This window comes from Pseudomonas paracarnis (genome assembly GCF_904063055.1).
GTDB lineage: Bacteria > Pseudomonadota > Gammaproteobacteria > Pseudomonadales > Pseudomonadaceae > Aquipseudomonas > Aquipseudomonas paracarnis.
In genome coordinates this window covers 17,415-35,662 of sequence record NZ_CAJFCN010000002.1, presented here as the reverse complement: position 1 = coordinate 35,662, position 18,248 = coordinate 17,415, and the positions used below count along the sequence as shown (strand labels likewise).

16 protein-coding genes are annotated in these 18,248 nt (G+C 60.2%); 7 read left to right on the top strand and 9 right to left on the bottom strand.

Annotated features, from left to right (window positions below; genetic code table 11):
- Nucleotides 1-30: 30 nt before the first annotated feature.
- The 8 genes from JMV15_RS04775 to JMV15_RS04740 form a co-directional block, all read right to left on the bottom strand.
- Nucleotides 31-1,953 (bottom strand): PrkA family serine protein kinase, encoded by a 1,923-nt coding sequence (locus JMV15_RS04775; protein ID WP_003194732.1) that lies wholly within the window; start codon nt 1,951-1,953, stop codon nt 31-33.
- A 285-nt stretch (nt 1,954-2,238) separates the two neighbouring features.
- Complete coding sequence (gene glpE, locus JMV15_RS04770; protein ID WP_103451806.1) at nt 2,239-2,568, bottom strand: thiosulfate sulfurtransferase GlpE; 330 nt, start codon at nt 2,566-2,568, stop codon at nt 2,239-2,241.
- A gap of 9 nt (nt 2,569-2,577) precedes the next feature.
- The gene (locus tag JMV15_RS04765; RefSeq protein ID WP_060766704.1) at nt 2,578-3,429 is read right to left on the bottom strand and encodes a symmetrical bis(5'-nucleosyl)-tetraphosphatase; all 852 of its coding nucleotides are present in this window, start codon (nt 3,427-3,429) and stop codon (nt 2,578-2,580) included.
- Nucleotides 3,429-3,809 (bottom strand): Co2+/Mg2+ efflux protein ApaG, encoded by a 381-nt coding sequence (gene apaG, locus JMV15_RS04760; protein WP_003194726.1) that lies wholly within the window; start codon nt 3,807-3,809, stop codon nt 3,429-3,431. The genes JMV15_RS04765 and apaG overlap by 1 nt, the downstream gene beginning before the upstream one ends.
- Before the next feature lie 237 nt (nt 3,810-4,046).
- A complete protein-coding gene (gene rsmA, locus JMV15_RS04755; RefSeq protein ID WP_020302176.1) occupies nt 4,047-4,859 on the bottom strand; it encodes a 16S rRNA (adenine(1518)-N(6)/adenine(1519)-N(6))-dimethyltransferase RsmA in 813 nt (270 codons plus the stop codon).
- Entirely contained in the window at nt 4,856-5,845 is a 990-nt protein-coding gene (gene pdxA, locus JMV15_RS04750; protein ID WP_003194722.1) for a 4-hydroxythreonine-4-phosphate dehydrogenase PdxA, read from the bottom strand. Before pdxA ends, rsmA begins: the two co-directional genes overlap by 4 nt.
- Nucleotides 5,842-7,176 (bottom strand): peptidylprolyl isomerase, encoded by a 1,335-nt coding sequence (locus tag JMV15_RS04745; protein WP_137271085.1) that lies wholly within the window; start codon nt 7,174-7,176, stop codon nt 5,842-5,844. Before JMV15_RS04745 ends, pdxA begins: the two co-directional genes overlap by 4 nt.
- Entirely contained in the window at nt 7,157-9,997 is a 2,841-nt protein-coding gene (locus JMV15_RS04740; RefSeq protein ID WP_014720178.1) for an LPS-assembly protein LptD, read from the bottom strand. The genes JMV15_RS04745 and JMV15_RS04740 overlap by 20 nt, the downstream gene beginning before the upstream one ends.
- Before the next feature lie 130 nt (nt 9,998-10,127).
- On the opposite strand from JMV15_RS04740, the gene JMV15_RS04735 reads away from it, so the two are divergent.
- From JMV15_RS04735 to JMV15_RS04725, 3 genes are read left to right on the top strand one after another with little or no spacing between them, the layout of a single operon-like run.
- Nucleotides 10,128-11,153 (top strand): aminoglycoside phosphotransferase family protein, encoded by a 1,026-nt coding sequence (locus tag JMV15_RS04735; RefSeq protein WP_014720177.1) that lies wholly within the window; start codon nt 10,128-10,130, stop codon nt 11,151-11,153.
- On the top strand, nt 11,150-11,824 hold the full coding sequence (gene murU, locus JMV15_RS04730) for an N-acetylmuramate alpha-1-phosphate uridylyltransferase MurU (protein WP_034128818.1): 675 nt from the start codon (nt 11,150-11,152) through the stop codon (nt 11,822-11,824). The genes JMV15_RS04735 and murU overlap by 4 nt, the downstream gene beginning before the upstream one ends.
- 1 nt (nt 11,825) lies before the next feature.
- Nucleotides 11,826-12,593, top strand: a complete 768-nt coding sequence (locus JMV15_RS04725) for a TerB family tellurite resistance protein (protein WP_014720175.1) — start codon at nt 11,826-11,828, stop codon at nt 12,591-12,593.
- A 76-nt stretch (nt 12,594-12,669) separates the two neighbouring features.
- Here JMV15_RS04725 and JMV15_RS04720 read toward each other — a convergent pair whose 3' ends face one another.
- Entirely contained in the window at nt 12,670-13,641 is a 972-nt protein-coding gene (locus JMV15_RS04720) for an alpha/beta hydrolase family protein (RefSeq protein WP_038451730.1), read from the bottom strand.
- Nucleotides 13,642-13,854: 213 nt separating this feature from the next.
- On the opposite strand from JMV15_RS04720, the gene JMV15_RS04715 reads away from it, so the two are divergent.
- The 4 genes from JMV15_RS04715 to trpE all read left to right on the top strand — a co-directional run bounded on the left by JMV15_RS04715 (nt 13,855) and on the right by trpE (nt 18,125).
- Nucleotides 13,855-15,003 (top strand): iron-containing alcohol dehydrogenase, encoded by a 1,149-nt coding sequence (locus JMV15_RS04715; protein ID WP_014720173.1) that lies wholly within the window; start codon nt 13,855-13,857, stop codon nt 15,001-15,003.
- An 84-nt stretch (nt 15,004-15,087) separates the two neighbouring features.
- The gene (gene rpe, locus JMV15_RS04710) at nt 15,088-15,762 is read left to right on the top strand and encodes a ribulose-phosphate 3-epimerase (RefSeq protein WP_003194703.1); all 675 of its coding nucleotides are present in this window, start codon (nt 15,088-15,090) and stop codon (nt 15,760-15,762) included.
- Entirely contained in the window at nt 15,759-16,577 is an 819-nt protein-coding gene (locus tag JMV15_RS04705; protein WP_014720172.1) for a phosphoglycolate phosphatase, read from the top strand. Before rpe ends, JMV15_RS04705 begins: the two co-directional genes overlap by 4 nt.
- Before the next feature lie 66 nt (nt 16,578-16,643).
- Complete coding sequence (gene trpE, locus JMV15_RS04700) at nt 16,644-18,125, top strand: anthranilate synthase component I (protein WP_019817793.1); 1,482 nt, start codon at nt 16,644-16,646, stop codon at nt 18,123-18,125.
- Nucleotides 18,126-18,248 lie beyond the last annotated feature (123 nt).

Here is an 18,248-nt window from a genome sequence, read left to right as displayed (position 1 = left end):
GATGCCTGGCAGTGCGCGCTTGCCGCTGCCTTACTGCGATTTGCGAACCCGCAGGTACCACTCGGAGAGCAGTCGTACCTGTTTGTCGGTGTAGCCTCGCTCGACCATGCGTGTGACGAAGTCGTTGTGTTTTTGCTGATCCTCCTTGCTGGCCTTGGCGTTGAAGCTGATGACGGGCAGCAGGTCCTCGGTGTTGGAAAACATTTTCTTCTCGATGACCACCCGCAGCTTCTCGTAGCTGAGCCAAGTGGGGTTCTTGCCGTTGTTGTTGGCACGGGCGCGCAGTACGAAATTGACGATTTCGTTGCGGAAGTCCTTCGGATTGCTGATGCCGGCGGGTTTCTCGATTTTTTCCAACTCTTCGTTGAGGGCCACGCGATTGAGGATTTCGCCGGTTTCCGGGTCGCGGTATTCCTGATCCTGGATCCAGAAATCGGCGTACAGGACGTAGCGGTCGAAAATGTTCTGGCCGTATTCGCTGTAGGACTCCAGGTAAGCGGTCTGGATTTCCTTGCCGATGAACTCGATGTAGCGCGGCGCCAGGTATTCCTTGAGGAAGCGCAGGTAGCGCTCACGAGTTTCGGCCTGGAATTGCTCCTGTTCAATCTGTTGTTCCAGCACATAGAGCAAGTGCACCGGGTTGGCGGCAATCTCGTGGGGATCGAAGTTGAAGACCTTGGACAGGATCTTGAACGCAAAGCGCGTCGACAGACCGTTCATGCCCTCGTCCACACCGGCTGTATCACGGTATTCCTGGATCGACTTAGCCTTGGGATCGGTGTCCTTGAGGTTTTCGCCGTCGTAGACGCGCATCTTCGAATAGATATTGGAGTTCTCCGGCTCCTTGAGGCGCGACAGTACGGTGAACTGGGCAAGCATTTTCAGGGTGTCGGGGGCGCAATGGGCCTTGGCCAGGGAGCTGTTGAACAGCAGTTTGTCGTAAATCTTGATTTCGTCGCTGACCCGGAGGCAGTACGGCACCTTGACGATATAGATCCGGTCGATGAAGGCTTCGTTGTTCTTGTTATTGCGGAAGGTATGCCATTCCGATTCGTTGGAGTGAGCCAGCAAGATCCCGGTAAATGGAATCGCCCCCAGGCCTTCGGTACTGTTGTAGTTACCTTCCTGGGTAGCGGTGAGCAGTGGGTGCAGCACCTTGATCGGTGCCTTGAACATCTCCACGAACTCCATCAGGCCCTGGTTGGCCCGGCACAATGCGCCCGAATAGCTGTAGGCATCGGCATCGTTCTGCGGAAACTCTTCCAGTTTGCGGATATCGACCTTGCCCACCAGTGCCGAAATGTCCTGATTGTTTTCATCGCCGGGTTCGGTCTTGGCCACGCCGATCTGGTTGAGGATCGACGGGTAGAGTTTCACCACCCGGAACTGGCTGATATCACCGCCGAACTCGGCCAGGCGCTTGGTGGCCCAGGGCGACATGATGGTGTTGAGGTAGCGCCGCGGGATACCGAAGTCTTCCTCGAGGATCGCGCCATCTTCCGTGGCGTTGAACAGGCCCAAGGGGGACTCGAAGACGGGCGAGCCCTTGATCGCATAGAAGGGCACCTTCTCGATCAATTGCTTGAGCTTTTCCGCCAGGGACGATTTGCCGCCGCCGACCGGGCCGAGCAAATAGAGGATCTGCTTCTTCTCTTCCAGGCCTTGGGCGGCATGGCGGAAGTAGGAAACGATCTGGTCGATGCATTCTTCCATCCCATGGAAGTCTTCAAAGGCCGGATAGCGGCGGATCACCTTGTTGGAAAATATCCGCGACAGGCGCGAATTATTGGCGGTTTCCACCAGTTCTGGCTCGCCAATCGCCAATAGCAAGCGTTCGGCGGCAGAAGCGTAGGTGCTGCGGTCCTGTTTGCACAGCTCGAGATACTCCTGAAGCGTGAGTTCTTCCTGCTGTGTGGACGCGAAGCGTTGTTGGAAGTGGCTAAAGATACTCATGACGTCGTCACCTCGCTCGATACGTGGAGCCGACGCCGGATCAATCAGTCGATGCTGGCAGTCATTGACGCACGCCAATGGCTGTTTTCCCCCCAGAACACCCTGAAACGCTACCGATGACCCGTACGCCGGTGTACCGGCTCTCCCCTGATTCGGATGGCCTGCGCTTAAGGATAGTTCGGAATCCGGGAGGTCAAGGCGCGATGCGCAATTAGTTTAGCCGCGCCGTTCGTCAGAAACGGCGCAAGCCCAAGCGTCACGCGGGGTAGCGGGGTGTGAAAAAAATTATTGCGAATCGCCCGAGGAAATTTCCGCGGGATAGGTCGTACGCCACAGCTCAAACCCGCCGTCCAGGCTGTAGACGTCAGAGAAACCCTGGCTGATCAGATACGCGGCTGCACTCTGGCTGGAATTGCCGTGGTAGCAGGCGACGATCAGCGGTGCATCGAGGTCGGCGGCGCGGATGAAGTCGGCGATGTTGACGTTGTCCAAGTGCTGGGCGCCGGAGATGTGAGCGGCGGCATAAGTAGGCTGGTCGCGGATGTCGACGACTACGGCACCTTGCTCGCGCAGGGTCTGTGCTTCTTGGGGAGGGATACGTTTGAATTCGGTCATGGCGGGCTCCTATTGCTTGGCGGTGGCCGGCAGGGTAATGGAAAGGGGCGATTCGCACTGGCAGTCGAGGCGCTTGCCCGTGTCGATGTTCATCAGGGTCATGGCACCGCCCCACACGCAACCGGTGTCGAGGGCGAACACGCCGGGTTCATCGCACTTGCCTTCCAGCGCGGCCCAGTGGCCAAAGATGATCTTTGTGTCTCGGGTCTTGCGTTCCTTGTAGGCGAACCAGGGCTTGTAGCCGGGCAGGGCGGTGTCGGCGCCTTCCTTGCTCTTGAGGTCCAGTTTGCCTTCGGCCGTGCAGAAGCGCATCCGCGTGAAGTAGTTGGTGATGACTCGCAGGCGGGCCACGCCGGTGAGGTCGTTGTCCCACTTCACTGGGTCGTTGCCGTACATGCCGTCGAGGTAAGCGGTGTACAGGTTGTCATCAGCCAATGCACTTTCAACTTCGGCGGCGCACTTGAGGGCTTTTTTCAGCGTCCACTGCGGCGGGATACCGGCATGCACCAAGGCCATGTTGCGATCCTCGTCGTAGTGCATGAGTTTTTGCCGGCGCAGCCAGTCGAGCAGTTGAGCGCGGTCTGGGGCTTCGAGAATTTCCCGCAGGGTGTCGCCTTTTTTGAGGCGCTCGATAGTGTTGCCGGCCGCAAGCAGATGCAGGTCATGGTTGCCCAGCACGCATACCAAGGAATCACGCAGGCCATAGAGGTAGCGCAGGGTTTCCAGGGACTGTGGGCCCCGGTTAACCAAGTCTCCCACCAACCACAAGCGATCATTTGCCGGGTCGAAGGCTACGCGCTCCAGCAGGCGCTTGAGAGGGTCCAGGCAACCTTGCAGGTCGCCGACCGCGTACGTCGCCATCAGTGCAGGGCTCCTGGCACAGCCAGGCGGAAGGGCTTGATGATTGCATCGAACAGTTGGCCGTCGGTGGCCTTCATTTGATACGAGCCTTGCATGGTGCCGACCTTGGAGGTCATTACCGTGCCGCTGCTATAAGTGTGGCTGGCGCCGCTGTCGATCAACGGTTGCTGGCCGACAACGCCTGCCCCGCGCACTTCCTCGACCTGGCCGTCGCCATCGGTGATGACCCAGTGGCGCGACAGCAGCTTGGCCGGCACCAGCCCGTTGTTCTTCACTGTAATGGTGTAGGCAAAGGCGAAGCGGTTATGTTCGGGTTGCGATTGGTCCGCCAGGAAGCGGGTGACGACGCTGACGTCTATCTGATAGCGAGGATCGGACATGCAAGAGGCCTTAAAAGCGAAGGACAGCAGATGCGGGTCAGTCTAGGCCAAGAGGTGGGCACTAGGCCAGACATGCTGTCTGGGCTCTTGAACTTGATGAAACGACTCTATCAACGTAACGCGGTTAAACCTGTGGGAGCGGGCTTGCTCGCGAATGCGGTGCGTCAGTCAACTGATCTATAACTGATCCACCGCATTCGCGAGCAAGCCCGCTCCCACATTGGAGGGTGTTGAACCCTATTGCGCTGTTGGCGCTGGCTGGATGGCAAGCTGGTCAGCCAGGCGCACGAACGCGGCCAGGTCCAGTTGCTCGGGGCGCAGGCCGCCGTCGACGCCGGCGGCTTCGATTTCAGCATTGCTCAGCAGGGCTTTGAGTGTGTTACGCAAGGTCTTGCGGCGTTGGTTGAACGCTTCGCGTACCACACGTTCCAGCAGTTTGTGATCCTTGGCCGGGTGCGGCAGTACGGCATGCGGCACCAGGCGCACGATGGCTGAATCGACCTTCGGTGGCGGGTTGAACGCGCCCGGGCCGACGTTGAACAGGTGCTCTACGCGGCAGTGATACTGGACCATGATCGACAAGCGGCCCCAGTCACCACCGCCAGGGCCTGCGGCCAGGCGCTCCACCACTTCCTTTTGCAGCATGAAGTGCATGTCGCGGATGATCCCGGCGTTGTTCAGCAGGTGAAAAATCAGCGGCGTGGAGATGTTGTACGGCAGGTTACCCACCACCCGCAGGCTGTTGGGCGCAGCGCCAAGGCTGTTGAAGTCGAACTTCAGCGCGTCGCCCTGGTGCAGGTTGAAGTTGGTTTTGCCGGCGAACTGCTGGTTGAGGATCGGGATCAGGTCCTTGTCCAGTTCCACGACGTCCAGTTGCCCGCCGCTGGCCAGCAGGCCCTGGGTCAGCGCGCCCTGGCCTGGGCCGATTTCCAGCAGGCGGTCTTCTGGCTTGGCATGGATGGAGCGCAGGATGCGATCGATTACGCCAGCGTCATGCAGGAAGTTCTGCCCGAAGCGCTTGCGCGCCCGGTGTTGGTAATGCTCAGTCATATACGGGTCTCGGCCATCTGATAGGCGGTTTCCAGGGCCACGTGCAGGCTGCCGGTATCGATCTTGCCGCTGCCTGCGAGGTCCAGGGCGGTGCCATGGTCGACGGAAGTGCGGATGATCGGCAGGCCCAGTGTCACGTTGACTGCGGCGCCGAAGCCTTTGTATTTCAGCACGGGCAGCCCCTGGTCGTGGTACATCGCCAGCACTGCGTCGCAGTGCTCCAGATATTTGGGGGTGAACAGAGTGTCTGCAGGCAATGGGCCGCGTAGGTCCATGCCTTCTTGGCGCAGGCGCTCTAATGTCGGTTCAATGATGTCGATTTCTTCATGGCCCAAGTGGCCGCCTTCACCGGCGTGGGGGTTAAGCCCACAGACCAGGATACGCGGTTGGGCAATGCCGAATTTGTGTTGCAGGTCGCTGTGCAGGATGCGCGTGACACGCTCCACACGCTCGGCAGTGATGGCATCGGCGATTTCACGCAGCGGCAAGTGGGTGGTCACCAGCGCCACACGCAGGCCGCGGGTGGCGAGCATCATCACCACTTGAGCGGTATGGGTTAGTTCCGCGAGGAATTCGGTATGGCCGGAAAAGGCGATACCGGATTCGTTGATCACACCTTTGTGCACCGGTGCGGTAATCATGCCGGCGAAGTCGCCGTCGATGCAGCCTTGGCCCGCACGGGTCAACGTCTCCAGCACAAATGCCGCGTTGGCCGTATTCAACTGCCCTGCAACCACTTTGGCTTGCAGCGGGGTGTCCCACACATACAGGCTGCCGGCGGGGGCCGGCAGGTCGGGCCAGTTGCCCGGCGCCACGTCCAGCAGGTTGACGGCCACACCCAGTTGCGCGGCCCGCTCAAGGAGCAGGTCGCGGCTGGTAATGGCAATCAGGGGGTGTGGCTGGGGTTGCGAGGCGAGCAGCAGGCACAGGTCTGGACCAATGCCGGCTGGCTCGCCGGGTGTCACCGCGAAACGCTGGGGTTTCACTGGGGTGCCTGGTCGGTGCCTGTTTGCTCGGCGCCTGGCAGCTTGTTCTCTACATACGCTTCGTCACGGATCTGACGCAGCCAGGTTTGCAGCTCTTCGTCGTATTTGCGGTTACGCAGTACGCTCAGGGCTTGCTGCTCGCGGGCCTGGGTGGTGTTGTCCGTGGCGCGACGGCCAAGCACTTCCAGCACATGCCAGCCGTACTGAGTCTTGAACGGCTTGGACAATACGCCTTGCGGTGTCTCGGCCATAACCTGCTGGAACTCAGGCACCAGAGCTTTCGGGTCGATCCAGTTCAGGTCGCCGCCGTTAAGGGCAGAACCTGGGTCTTCCGAGAAGCTTTTAGCCAGGGTGGCGAAGTCTTCACCGCTTTCAATGCGGTCGTAGATCTTCTGGGCCAGTTCCTTGGTTTGTGCCTCAGTGCGGATTTCGCTCGGTTTGACCAGGATGTGACGAACATGGACTTCGTCTTTCAGCGAAGTCTCGCCACCGCGACGTTCCAGCAGCTTCAGGATGATGAAGCCACCCGGGGTGCGGGCTGGCTGGGTAATGCCACCGACTTCCATGGCGCTCAATTCGCGATCAAACGGAGGTGGCAATTGAGCGGCTTTACGCCAGCCCATGTCACCGCCTTCGAGGGCGTTGTCGCTGCCGGACTGAGCAATGGCCATCTGGGCAAAATCTGCACCCGCTTTCAGGCGCTCATAGATCGCCTGGGTTTTAGCGGCGGCGGCATTAAGCTGCTCAGAGTTGGCTCCGTCCGGGGTTGGGATCAGGATATTGGCCAAGTGCAACTCTTCGGAGAGCTGCATCTTGCCCAGGTCCGAGGCCAGGAAGTTCTTCACTTCCTGCTCGGACACCTGAACCCGCTCGGCCACACGGCGCTGGCGCACACGGCTGATGATCATTTCGCGCTTGATCTGGTCACGGGCGTCCTCGTAGGACAAACCATCGCGAGCCAGGGCGGCGCGGAACTGATCAATGCTCATGTTGTTACGCTGGGCGATGGTGCCAACGGCCTGGTTCAATTCTTCGTCTGAAATACGGATGCCAGAACGGTCGCCAATCTGCAATTGCAGGTTCTCGACGATCAGACGCTCCAGCACCTGGGGTTCCAGGACGCTGCTCGGTGGCACACCACCGCCACGCTTGGCGATGGTTTGCTGAACTTCCTTGACCCGTTGGTCCAGCTGGCTCTGCATGATCACGTCGTTGTCGACGATGGCCGCTACTTTATCCAGCTGTTGAACCGCGGCGTGTGCCGAAACAGTACCCAGGAACAGCGCGCCCAGCACTAGCGGGCGCAAACACTCAGAAAGCTTTGTCTTCACGTTCACGATAACCTTCAATGCCTTTGTCGAGGAAGCTCTCTACCTTGGCGCCGGTCAGGCCGCCGAGTCCTTTAAGGACGATCTGGAAGAAGAGCCCGTGGTCACCCTTTTCGTTCTGAGGGGCGATCTGCGTGTATTCGTCGTTGGAAACCCAGTAACGGTTGATGACGCGCAGTTTCCAGCAGCAGTTGTCGTACTCGAAACCACCAAAGGCTTCCAGGGTACGGTTGCGAGCATAGTCATACTGCCAGCGCGTGATCAGGTTCCACTGGGGAATGATCGGCCACATCATCGAGAAGTCGTGTTGTTGGATTTTGTAGTAATCCTTCACGAAGCCAGGCTTGCCTTCTTCGCCGAAGTCACCACCGAATTGCCATTTGCCGGTCAGCTGGTTGTAGACGATCTGATCGTTGCGATAGCGATAGCCGAGGTTGACCACCTTGTTCGGGTTATCTTCCGGCTGGTAGTGGAACATGGCGCTGCCCGAACGAGGGGTGTGGCTTTCAGTGTCCCAGTTATAGTCGGCCGTGGCACGCCAGTCACGGTTGAAGCGGAACTCATACTCAAGAGCTACCGGGGATACATCACTCTGGGCGTCGGCGCGGTCTGCTGCCAATACGCCCGGCAGTTGAACTTCACGATCTTTGAAGTACAAGGCCTGGCCGATGGCAACACGCTGGCGTTCGAAGCCGTTTTCTTCAATCCAGCGGCTGGTTAAGCCCAGGGACAGTTTGTTTTCATCGCCTATCCGGTCATTACCAACGAAGCGGTTGTCACGGAAGAGCGACGCGTAGCTGAACGAGTATTCACCGGAGTCGAAAACCGGGATATCGCTCTGGTCTTTATTGGGAACATAAAGGTAGAACGCGCGCGGTTCGAGGGTCTGACGATAGTCTTTGCCGAACCAGTTGGTATTGCGATCGAAGAACAGACCACTGTCGATGCTGGCAATTGGCACTGCACGATCTTGCGAGCTTTTGAATACACCGCCAGCGTATGGAGCTGCACCAGGCACCGTGGCAGCTAGCTGCCCGTCGACAATGTCTTTCTTGCCTTTACTGTCCAGGTCAAGGTCATACTTGGTGTAGACGTATTTGAGCCTTGGCGTAATAAAGCCGTAGCTTGACGTCATCGGGTACTCGATCGCAGGCGCTATGTTCAAGCGCGTACCGTTTGCGCGGGTCAGGCCGTTGACGTAGTTATCCAGGCGTCGCTCACCAATGGAACCATCGGGATTGAACGGCCCGCCATCTTCGTTAACTACATTGCCGCTTCTGAGGTTGCGGTCAAATCTTACGGCTTCTGTCTCATAGGAAAGATTGACGCCCCCCGGATGGTACGGCAGCAAGCCATTAAAGGTGATTTGCGGGAGTCGATCATACGGCGTGATTTGTGAAATCGTGGCCAATTGCATCGCCTGGACATTCAGGCGAGCCTGATAAGAATCCCCGCGATAGGTCAAAGCACCTTGTTGGTTCAGGAAGTCCTGGCTTTGAACGCCTTCCTGATAGGCCTTCAAATCCTGGAAGTAGAACGGATCACTGATCTTGGTGTAGTCAACCAGTGTCGACAAGCGCGAATCCAGACCACCCCTATGCTGCCAATTGAGCATATAGCGGGTTTTTTCGTAATCAGTCTGCTTCTTGCGCTCGTCATTGTCGTCGTTGAGGTACGCCCCACCAAACTGCCCTTCACTCGACTTAGTCAGATAGCGGAACTCGCCCTCCATCAACATGCCGCGCTTGGTCATGTACTGCGGGTACAACGTGGCATCGTAGTTCGGCGCCAGGTTGAAGTAGTACGGTGTTACCAGCGTAAAGCCAGTTTCCCCACCGGTGCTGAAGCTCGGCGGCAGGAAGCCGGATTGGCGACGGTCGTCGATCGGGAAGTAGATGTACGGGGTGTACAGGATCGGGATGTTCTTGACCCGCAACGTCGCGTTGGTCGCCGTACCGAAACCGGTGGCCGGGTTCAACGTGATGTTGTTGCCCTTGAGCTGCCAGGCGTTGCTGTCCGGCTCGCAGGTGGTGTACGTACCGTCCTTGAGACGGATGATCGCATTCTCTGCACGCTTGGCGTACAGCGCGTTACCGCGGATGCGTGACTTGTGCATCACGTATTCGGCGTTATCGATCTGGGCGGCGCCGGTGTCGAGCTGGACTTGAGCGTGGTCACCCACGATCAGGGCGCCGTTGTCGCGCAGGCGCACCTTGCCATTTAGTTCGCCACGGTTCTCAGCCTGGTACAGGCTGGCTTCGTCCGCTTCCAGTTGCATGCTGCCCTGGCGCATGACCACGTCACCGGCCAGGGTAGCGACCTGCTGCTCCTGCTCGTAACGCGAGGCCTTGGCGCCGATGAAGGTCGGCGCATCGCTCTTGTTCGTCTTGTCGTTCATGCCAGGACGAGTCGGCTCGATGTACGCGCCGCCGCAGTAAGGGCCGGTTTCGGCCAACTGTGCTGCGGTCAGCTTGTCGCGAGGTACCCAGTCCAGGTGGCTGTAGTCGGCGCTGCGCGAGCGCAGGCCACGGCCCTTGGCTTCGGTGACCAGCATGGTCTTGGGCTCGGCGTCGACGCTGCCGCCAGCTTTGCCTTGCGGCGTGCTGTTGGCCGAGCTGACGGCAGCACCGTCATGCACCGGGCGCGGTGGCAATGGGGCGGCGGCCGTCTTCGGCGCACAATCCCAGGCACCCGAAGCAGAGACTGAGCAGTCATACTGTTCCGCGGCGACCACGAATGAGGTGGCGAAAGGTTGCAAGGCCAGCAGACTGCCGGTTACCAGCAACGGAAATTTTCTACGAAACGCGGGGGATTTCAATGCCATCTTATTAGTCCGGGCTTCCTGCGTGCCATCTGCCCGCGGTTTGGGCCGCACGCCTCTCGATGGTCTGAAAAAGATGCGTGATAATAAAGCATGCCCCGCTTGACGGCTAGCGCCGTCGGAGACCCTTGTAATGCCCGAGCACGATCTACGTTTACAACAGCTGGAAGTCTGGCTGGATGAGCAGTTGCCGATTCTTTTCAACGCTCAGGACTGGGGCCCCGTGCCCCCGGCCACATTGACCGCGGCCAGCAGCGACGCGAGTTTCAGGCGTTACTTCCGATGGGAGGGCGGTGCCCATACGTTCGTCGTCATGGACGCGCCACCCCCCCAGGAAAACTGCAAACCTTTCGTCGATATTGCGCATTTGCTCGCGAAATCGGGAATAAATGTGCCAAAAATTTATGCAGAAGATTTGCCCCGTGGCTTTCTTTTGCTCAATGACCTGGGCACAAAAACCTATCTGGACGTGATTGACGGTGAAAATGCCGACCAATTATTTGCCGATGCCATCGACGCGCTGCTGGCTTTCCAGCAATTGCCGATGGATGCACCGTTGCCCAGCTATGACGTGGCTTTATTGCGTCGCGAGCTGGAGCTGTTCCCGGAATGGTATGTGCGCCGTCACTTGGGCATCGACCTCGACCCTGAGCAACAAGCCCTCTGGCAACGTGCCAGCCAGCAGTTGATCGACAGCGCCCTGGCCCAGCCCAAGGTGCTGGTGCACCGCGACTACATGCCGCGCAACCTGATGATCAGTGAGCCAAGCCCTGGCGTGCTGGATTTCCAGGACGCGGTCTACGGCCCGGTGACCTATGACATCACCTGCCTGTTCAAGGACGCCTTCCTCAGTTGGCCCCAGGCCCGCGTGCGCGAATGGCAGCGTGGCTATTGGCAGCGTGCCGGACAGTTGGGGATTCCAGTACAGGACGACTTTGAGGAGTTCCTGCGTGCCAGCGACCTGATGGGCGTGCAGCGTCACCTCAAGGTTATCGGCATCTTTTCGCGTATCTGCCACCGCGACGGCAAACCACGCTACCTGGCCGACGTGCCGCGTTTCTTTGCTTATATAGAAGCGGTGCTGGCCGACCGACCCGAGTTGAGTGACCTGGGCGAGTTACTCGCCAGCCTGCGCGAACCTGCTGAGGCCAGCGTATGAAGGCGATGATCCTGGCGGCGGGCAAGGGCGAGCGCATGCGCCCGCTCACCCTGCATACGCCCAAGCCGCTGGTGCAAGCCGGCGGCAAGCGGCTGATCGAGTATCACCTTGAAGCCTTGGCGAAGGCCGGTTTTACCGAGATCGTGATCAACCACGCCTGGCTCGGCGAGCAGATCGAAAGCTACCTGGGCGACGGTGCCCAGTTCGGTCTGCGCATCCGCTACTCCCCGGAGGGTGAACCGCTGGAAACGGGGGGCGGCATATTCCAGGCATTGCCGCTGCTGGGCGACGAACCGTTTCTCGTGGTCAATGGCGATATCTGGACTGACTACGATTTCACCCAGCTCAAGCAGCCGATCCGGGGCCTGGCGCACTTGGTGATGGTCGACAACCCTGCGCACCACCCGTCGGGCGGGGATTTCTACCTGGATCACGGTGTGCTTCATGATGCCGCGCCCGGTGCCGATAACCTGACCTTCAGTGGCATTTCAGTGCTCGACCCCAAGTTGTTCGCGGGTTGCAGCGCCGGTGCCTTCAAGCTGGCCCCGCTTTTGCGCGAGGCCATGGCCAAAGGTTTGGTAACGGGGGAGCACATGGCAGGACGCTGGGTGGATGTGGGGACGCTGGAGCGACTGGCGCAGGTCGAAACCTTGCTGACAGCGGGGCAGTAGGATGTTGTGGCCAGGGACGCTGATCGGCGCCGGGGCTGGCTTTGCCATTGCCAGTATTCCGGGGGCTCTGTTGGGGGCATTGCTGGGGCAGGCGCTGGATCGCCGTCTGCAACTGCACAGCTGGGCGCAGTTACGTGAACGCTTGGGTGGGCGCCCGGCCTTGCGCAACGACGAACTGTTGTTTGTGCTGCTGGGACGCCTGGCCAAGAGTAATGGCCGGGTTGTCGATGGGCATATCCAGCAAGCGCGCCAGGAGATGCGCGCACTGGACATGAGTGAGCCGGCCCAGCGCCGCGCGATCAGCGCCTTCAACCGGGGCAAGTCCGGCAGCGACCGGGTTCGCCGTTACCTGCGGGTGCTCAAGACGCAGCCCCATGCGGCGGAAGGCGTGCTGCGCGCCTGTTGGCGCATGGCGTGGGCGGACGGTCGAGCGGATGCTGCCGAGCGCGACCTGATCGACCAGTGGGGCAAGTGGTTGGGCTGGACGCCACAGCAGCTTCAGGCATTGGCGACCGATTACGCGCCGGAGCGCAAGCCATTGGCCAATCGTGGCGGTGCCTATCAGGAGGCGTTGCGTATCCTGGGGGTGACGGCAACCACTGAGCCTTCGGTGATCAAGCGCGCCTACCGCCGCCTGCTCAGCCGTCACCATCCGGACAAGATCGCCGGCACGGGTGCCAGCCCCGCGCAAGTGCGGGAGGCGACCGAACGAACCCGAGAGTTGCATAACGCCTATGCGCTGATTCGCGAGCGGCGGGATTTTCGTTGAGACTATCGCCACTCAACGCCATGTGGGAGGGGGCTTGCCCCTGCCACATCGTTGTGCGACATGGTCGACTATGTGATCAGTCTGCGCTGCCCTTCGGGCTCAGCCACCCGCGAACCCTGCGGTACAACTGCTCTTGCTCCGCCGCGCTATTGCCGGGTAACGCCGTGAGCGACACCTGCTTATAGCTGTCATTCTTCGAGCGCTTGGCCGCCTGGAGTCGCTCCAGGGCGTTCTTGCGATCCTGGGCGCCTTGATAGAACACATCCGCCGTGGGCACCTTCAAGGCCGGCGCCAGTTGTTGCAGGTCCGGTTGGCGAGCCGCAGGCGTCTTGCCGGCCACCATCACCAACCTCTGCACCTGGGAGGGTTGTTTCTCGCTGAGGTAGCGTGCCGCCCACCAGGCCCCGGTGCCATGGCCGAGCAACACCACGCTGCGGGCGCTTTGGGTCTGGGCGAAGGCGACGGCGGCGTCGATACGGTCGAAGATGCGCTTGGCGTCGGTCTTGTCCTGTTCATCCGCCCCCGGCACCACCGCCGGGTCTGTGCCCTCGGCCTCGGCACTGGCGGCCTGTTCGACCGGCTTGGCAGCGGTGCTGCCTTCCTTGCTGCTGGTATCGACCGCCGCTTTCGGCGGTTCGATGAGCCGTGGCGGCAGGGTGTCCACACTGACGTCAGGCAATGACAGGCTGAGGGTGCCCCAGGCAGCGTCCGGCAACTTGCGCCGCAGAGGCGCGATGGCCTGCGGCCAGTCCGCGTTCTCTCCGGCACCTGGTATGAGAATCACCACACCCTCGGCTTCGGCGCTGTTGGCGGGTTTCCATAGCGCCAGGAACGAATCGCTACCAGCTTGCAATTGCTGTTGCTCCTGCTGCGGCACCTGCCGTTCGAGCGCACTGGCTTCTTGCTGGCTACGCTCGGGCAAGGCCTGGCGTTCAGCCGGTTTTTCGACGGCAGGCGAGGGTGCATCCTCGGCCTGAACAGGCAAGACGCTGGTAAACAGCAGTGACAGGCACAATGCTGGCAGTGCCGAACGGTGAAGAAAAAGCATCGTTGATTCCCGGCCAGAAGTGATTCCAGCAGCCTAATGGGTTGGTCGGTATTTGTCAGGGGTATGAGGCGCGGTTCTCGCTATCGACAGGCTATCGGCGGTTTGTTAGCTGTCTTGATGGTCGCGGCGCGGCCATTCAACCAATGAATGGCAGACAACACGCCAGGGGCAGCTATTCTTGTGCCAGCCCATCATTCATAAGAGGCCGCGCACATGAGTACTTCCTCATTCAAGATCGCCCACAAACTGCTGACCGGTGCAGGTGCCATCGAACAACTGGCTGCCGAACTCACGCGCCTGGATGTGGATAACCCACTGATCGTCACTGACGCCGCGCTGGTCCAGTCCGGTACCGTGGCGCTGGCCTTGGAGCATCTGGGTGATCGAGCCTACGAAATCTTCGACCGCGTGCTGCCCGATCCGGAAATTGCCATCGTCGAAGACTGCATGCGTGCGTACCGCGAAGGGGGGCATGACGGCCTGATCGGTGTGGGCGGCGGCAGTGCCATCGACATCGCCAAGAGCGTGGCGGCCTATGCCGGTTATCACGGCGCGCTGGCGGACTTGTTTGGCGTCGATCAGGTGCCGCGCAAAGGCCCGCCGTTGATCGCCATCCCCACCACGGCCGGTACCGGCTCGGAGGTGACCAATGTGGCGATACTGTCCGACAAGGCTGCACAGCTGAAAAAAGGCATCGTCAGCGATTACTTGCTGCCGGATGTCGCGCTGATCAGCCCGCAAATGACCTTGACCTGCCCGCGAGGTGTCACGGCCGCCAGTGGCGTGGACGCCTTGGTGCATGCCATCGAGTCCTACCTGTCGCTGCATGCCTCGCCGATTACCGACGCCCTGGCCATCGGTGCGATCAGATTGATTGCCAGCGCGTTGCCCAAGGCTTACGCCAACCCGGCCAACCTGCAGGCCCGTGACGACATGGCCACCGCCAGCCTGATGGCCGGCATGGCCTTTGGCAACGCGGGCGTCGGTGCCGTGCATGCGCTGGCGTACCCGTTGGGTGGGCGCTTCAATATTGCCCATGGCGTCAGTAATGCGCTGTTGCTGCCGTATGTCATGCACTGGAACAAATTGGCCTGCGTCGAGCGTATGCAGGACATCGCCCAGGCCATGGGCGTCAATATCGCCGGGCTGAGTGTGAATGACGCTGCCGACCAGGCTGTAGAGGCGATGACGCGGTTATGTGCGGCAGTGGAGATCCCGTCCGGCCTGCGCAGTTTCGGCGTGCCCGAGGACGCCATCCCGGCCATGGCCAGCGAAGCTGCAGGCATTGAACGCTTGATGCGTAACAACCCGCGCAAGCTCAGCGCCGCCGATATCGAAAAAATCTACCGGGCAGCTTACTAACCGTTGAGATAGGTCACGGTGCGCGCAGCAAAGCATGAGGTATACAATGCGCGCCATCGTGATTTAGCTCAAAAAAGGTGCGTCATGCAGCCCTTCGTCATTGCTCCATCGATTCTCTCTGCCGACTTCGCCCGCCTGGGTGAGGAAGTGGACAAGGTGTTGGCCGCCGGTGCCGACTTCGTGCACTTCGATGTCATGGACAACCACTACGTACCCAACCTGACCATCGGCCCGATGGTGTGCGCCGCGTTGCGCAAGTACGGCATCACCGCGCCGATTGATGCGCACCTGATGGTCAGTCCGGTAGACCGTATCGTCGGTGACTTCATCGAGGCGGGTGCGACTTACATCACCTTCCACCCGGAAGCTACATTGCACGTTGACCGCACCTTGCAACTGATCCGCGAAGGCGGCTGCAAGGCGGGCCTGGTATTCAACCCGGCCACTCCGCTGAGCGTGCTTGAGTACGTGATGGACAAGGTCGACATGGTCTTGCTGATGAGCGTCAACCCAGGCTTCGGCGGGCAGAAGTTCATCCCTGGCACCTTGAACAAGCTGCGTGAGGCCCGTGCGCTGATTGATGCGTCGGGGCGTGACATTCGCCTGGAGATTGACGGCGGCGTTAACGTCAACAATATCCGTGAGATCGCCGCAGCGGGTGCCGATACCTTCGTGGCCGGCTCGGCGATTTTCAATGCCCCGGACTACCAGGCCGTCATTGACAAGATGCGTGCCGAACTGGCGCTGGCGCGTCCATGAGCGGTTTTGAGCAGTTGTTCCCCGGCAAATTGCCACGGCTGGTGATGTTCGATCTGGACGGTACCTTGATCGACTCGGTGCCCGACCTGGCGGCCGCGGTGGACCAGATGCTGCTCAAGCTGGGGCGCAAACCGGCAGGCATCGAGTCAGTGCGCAAGTGGGTCGGCAATGGCGCGCCGATGTTGGTGCGCCGGGCCCTGGCCAACGACATCGATGCCACGGGCGTGGATGAGGTCGAGGCAGAACATGCCTTGGAGCTGTTCAATGCCGCTTACGAAAGCAGCCACGAACTGACCGTGGTTTACCCCGGCGTGCGTGACACCCTCAAGTGGTTGAGCAAGCAGGGCGTGGAAATGGCCCTGATCACCAACAAGCCGGAGCGCTTCGTTGCGCCGTTGTTGGACCAGATGAAAATCGGGCGCTACTTCCGCTGGATCATCGGCGGCGATACCTTGCCGCAGAAAAAACCAGACCCTGCGGCCCTGTTTTTCGTAATGAAAATGGCCAATATTCCGGCGTCTCAGTCGCTGTTTGTCGGCGATTCGCGCAGTGATGTGTTGGCGGCTAAAGCGGCGGGCGTGCAGTGCGTGGCCTTGAGTTATGGTTACAACCATGGCCGGCCGATTGCGGAGGAGTCCCCCGCTCTGGTCATTGATGACCTGCGACTGCTAATCCCCGGTTGCTTGGGCGCGGGCGCTGAGATAACGTTGCCCGACATTGATTCGTCCCCTTCTGGAAATTCCATCGTGGTGGTCACTCGCAAACTCTGGATGAAAGTCATCAAGGCCCTGGCCCGCTGGCGTTGGCGCGCCTGACTGATCCAGGCCGCGTGTGCGGCACGTTTGCCTACCTGACTTGACCCTCACACCACGAGGCACCTCATGACCCGCGAAGAATTCCTGCGTTTGGCCGCTGCCGGCTACAACCGTATCCCCATGGCTTGCGAAACCCTGGCCGACTTCGATACGCCGCTGTCGATCTACCTGAAGCTGGCCGATGAGCCCAACTCTTACCTGCTTGAGTCGGTACAAGGCGGCGAGAAGTGGGGCCGTTACTCGATCATTGGCCTGCCATGCCGCACGGTGCTGCGGGTGCACGACCATCATGTGAGCATCACCCATGACGGCGTGGAGATCGAAAGCCATGACGTAGAAGACCCGCTGGCCTTTGTCGAAACCTTCAAGGCGCGCTACAACGTGCCGACCATTGCTGGCCTGCCGCGCTTCAATGGCGGCCTGGTGGGGTACTTCGGGTATGACTGCGTGCGCTATGTGGAAAAACGCCTGGGCAAATGCCCGAACCCGGACCCGCTGGGGGTGCCGGACATTTTGCTGATGGTGTCCGACGCGGTGGTGGTGTTCGACAACCTCGCCGGCAAGATGCATGCGATTGTCCTCGCCGACCCCGCCCAGGCTGATGCCTTCGAACAAGGCCAGGCCAACCTGGAAGCGTTGCTGGAAAAACTTCGCCAGCCGATCACCCCGCGTCGCGGCCTGGACCTCAGCCGCCCCCCGGCGGCCGACCCGGTGTTCCGCTCAAGCTTTACCCAGGATGACTACGAGCGCGCCGTCGATACCATCAAGGAATACATCCTTGCCGGTGACTGCATGCAAGTGGTGCCGTCGCAACGCATGTCCATCGACTTCAAGGCGGCGCCGATTGACCTGTACCGCGCACTGCGTTGCTTCAACCCGACGCCGTATATGTACTTCTTCAACTTCGGCGACTTCCACGTCGTGGGCAGTTCGCCGGAAGTGCTGGTGCGGGTTGAAGACAACCTGATCACCGTGCGCCCGATTGCCGGCACGCGCCCCCGAGGGGCGACCGAAGAAGCCGACGTGGCGCTGGAAGAAGACCTGCTCAGCGACGAAAAGGAAATTGCCGAACACCTGATGCTGATCGACCTGGGGCGCAATGACACCGGGCGTGTCTCGGAAATCGGCTCGGTGAAACTGACCGAGAAGATGGTCATCGAACGGTATTCCAATGTGATGCATATCGTGTCCAACGTTACCGGCGAGCTGAAGGCCGGGCTGACGGCGATGGACGCCCTGCGAGCGATTTTGCCGGCGGGCACATTGTCGGGGGCGCCGAAGATCCGTGCGATGGAAATTATCGACGAACTGGAGCCGGTCAAGCGCGGTGTCTACGGCGGCGCCGTCGGGTATTTTGCTTGGAACGGCAATATGGACACCGCCATTGCGATCCGCACGGCGGTGATCAAGGACGGCGAACTGCATGTGCAGGCGGGCGGCGGGATTGTGGCGGACTCGGTGCCGGCCCTTGAATGGGAAGAAACCCTCAACAAGCGTCGGGCGATGTTCCGTGCCGTGGCATTGGCAGAGCAAACTCCACAAGACTGAAGCTGGAATAAAAAATGTGGGAGCGGGCTTGCTCGCGAATACAGAGTGTCAGTCGATACATGTGTGACTGATACACCGTATTCGCGAGCAAGCCCGCTCCCACATTAGTTTTTCACCGGTCTT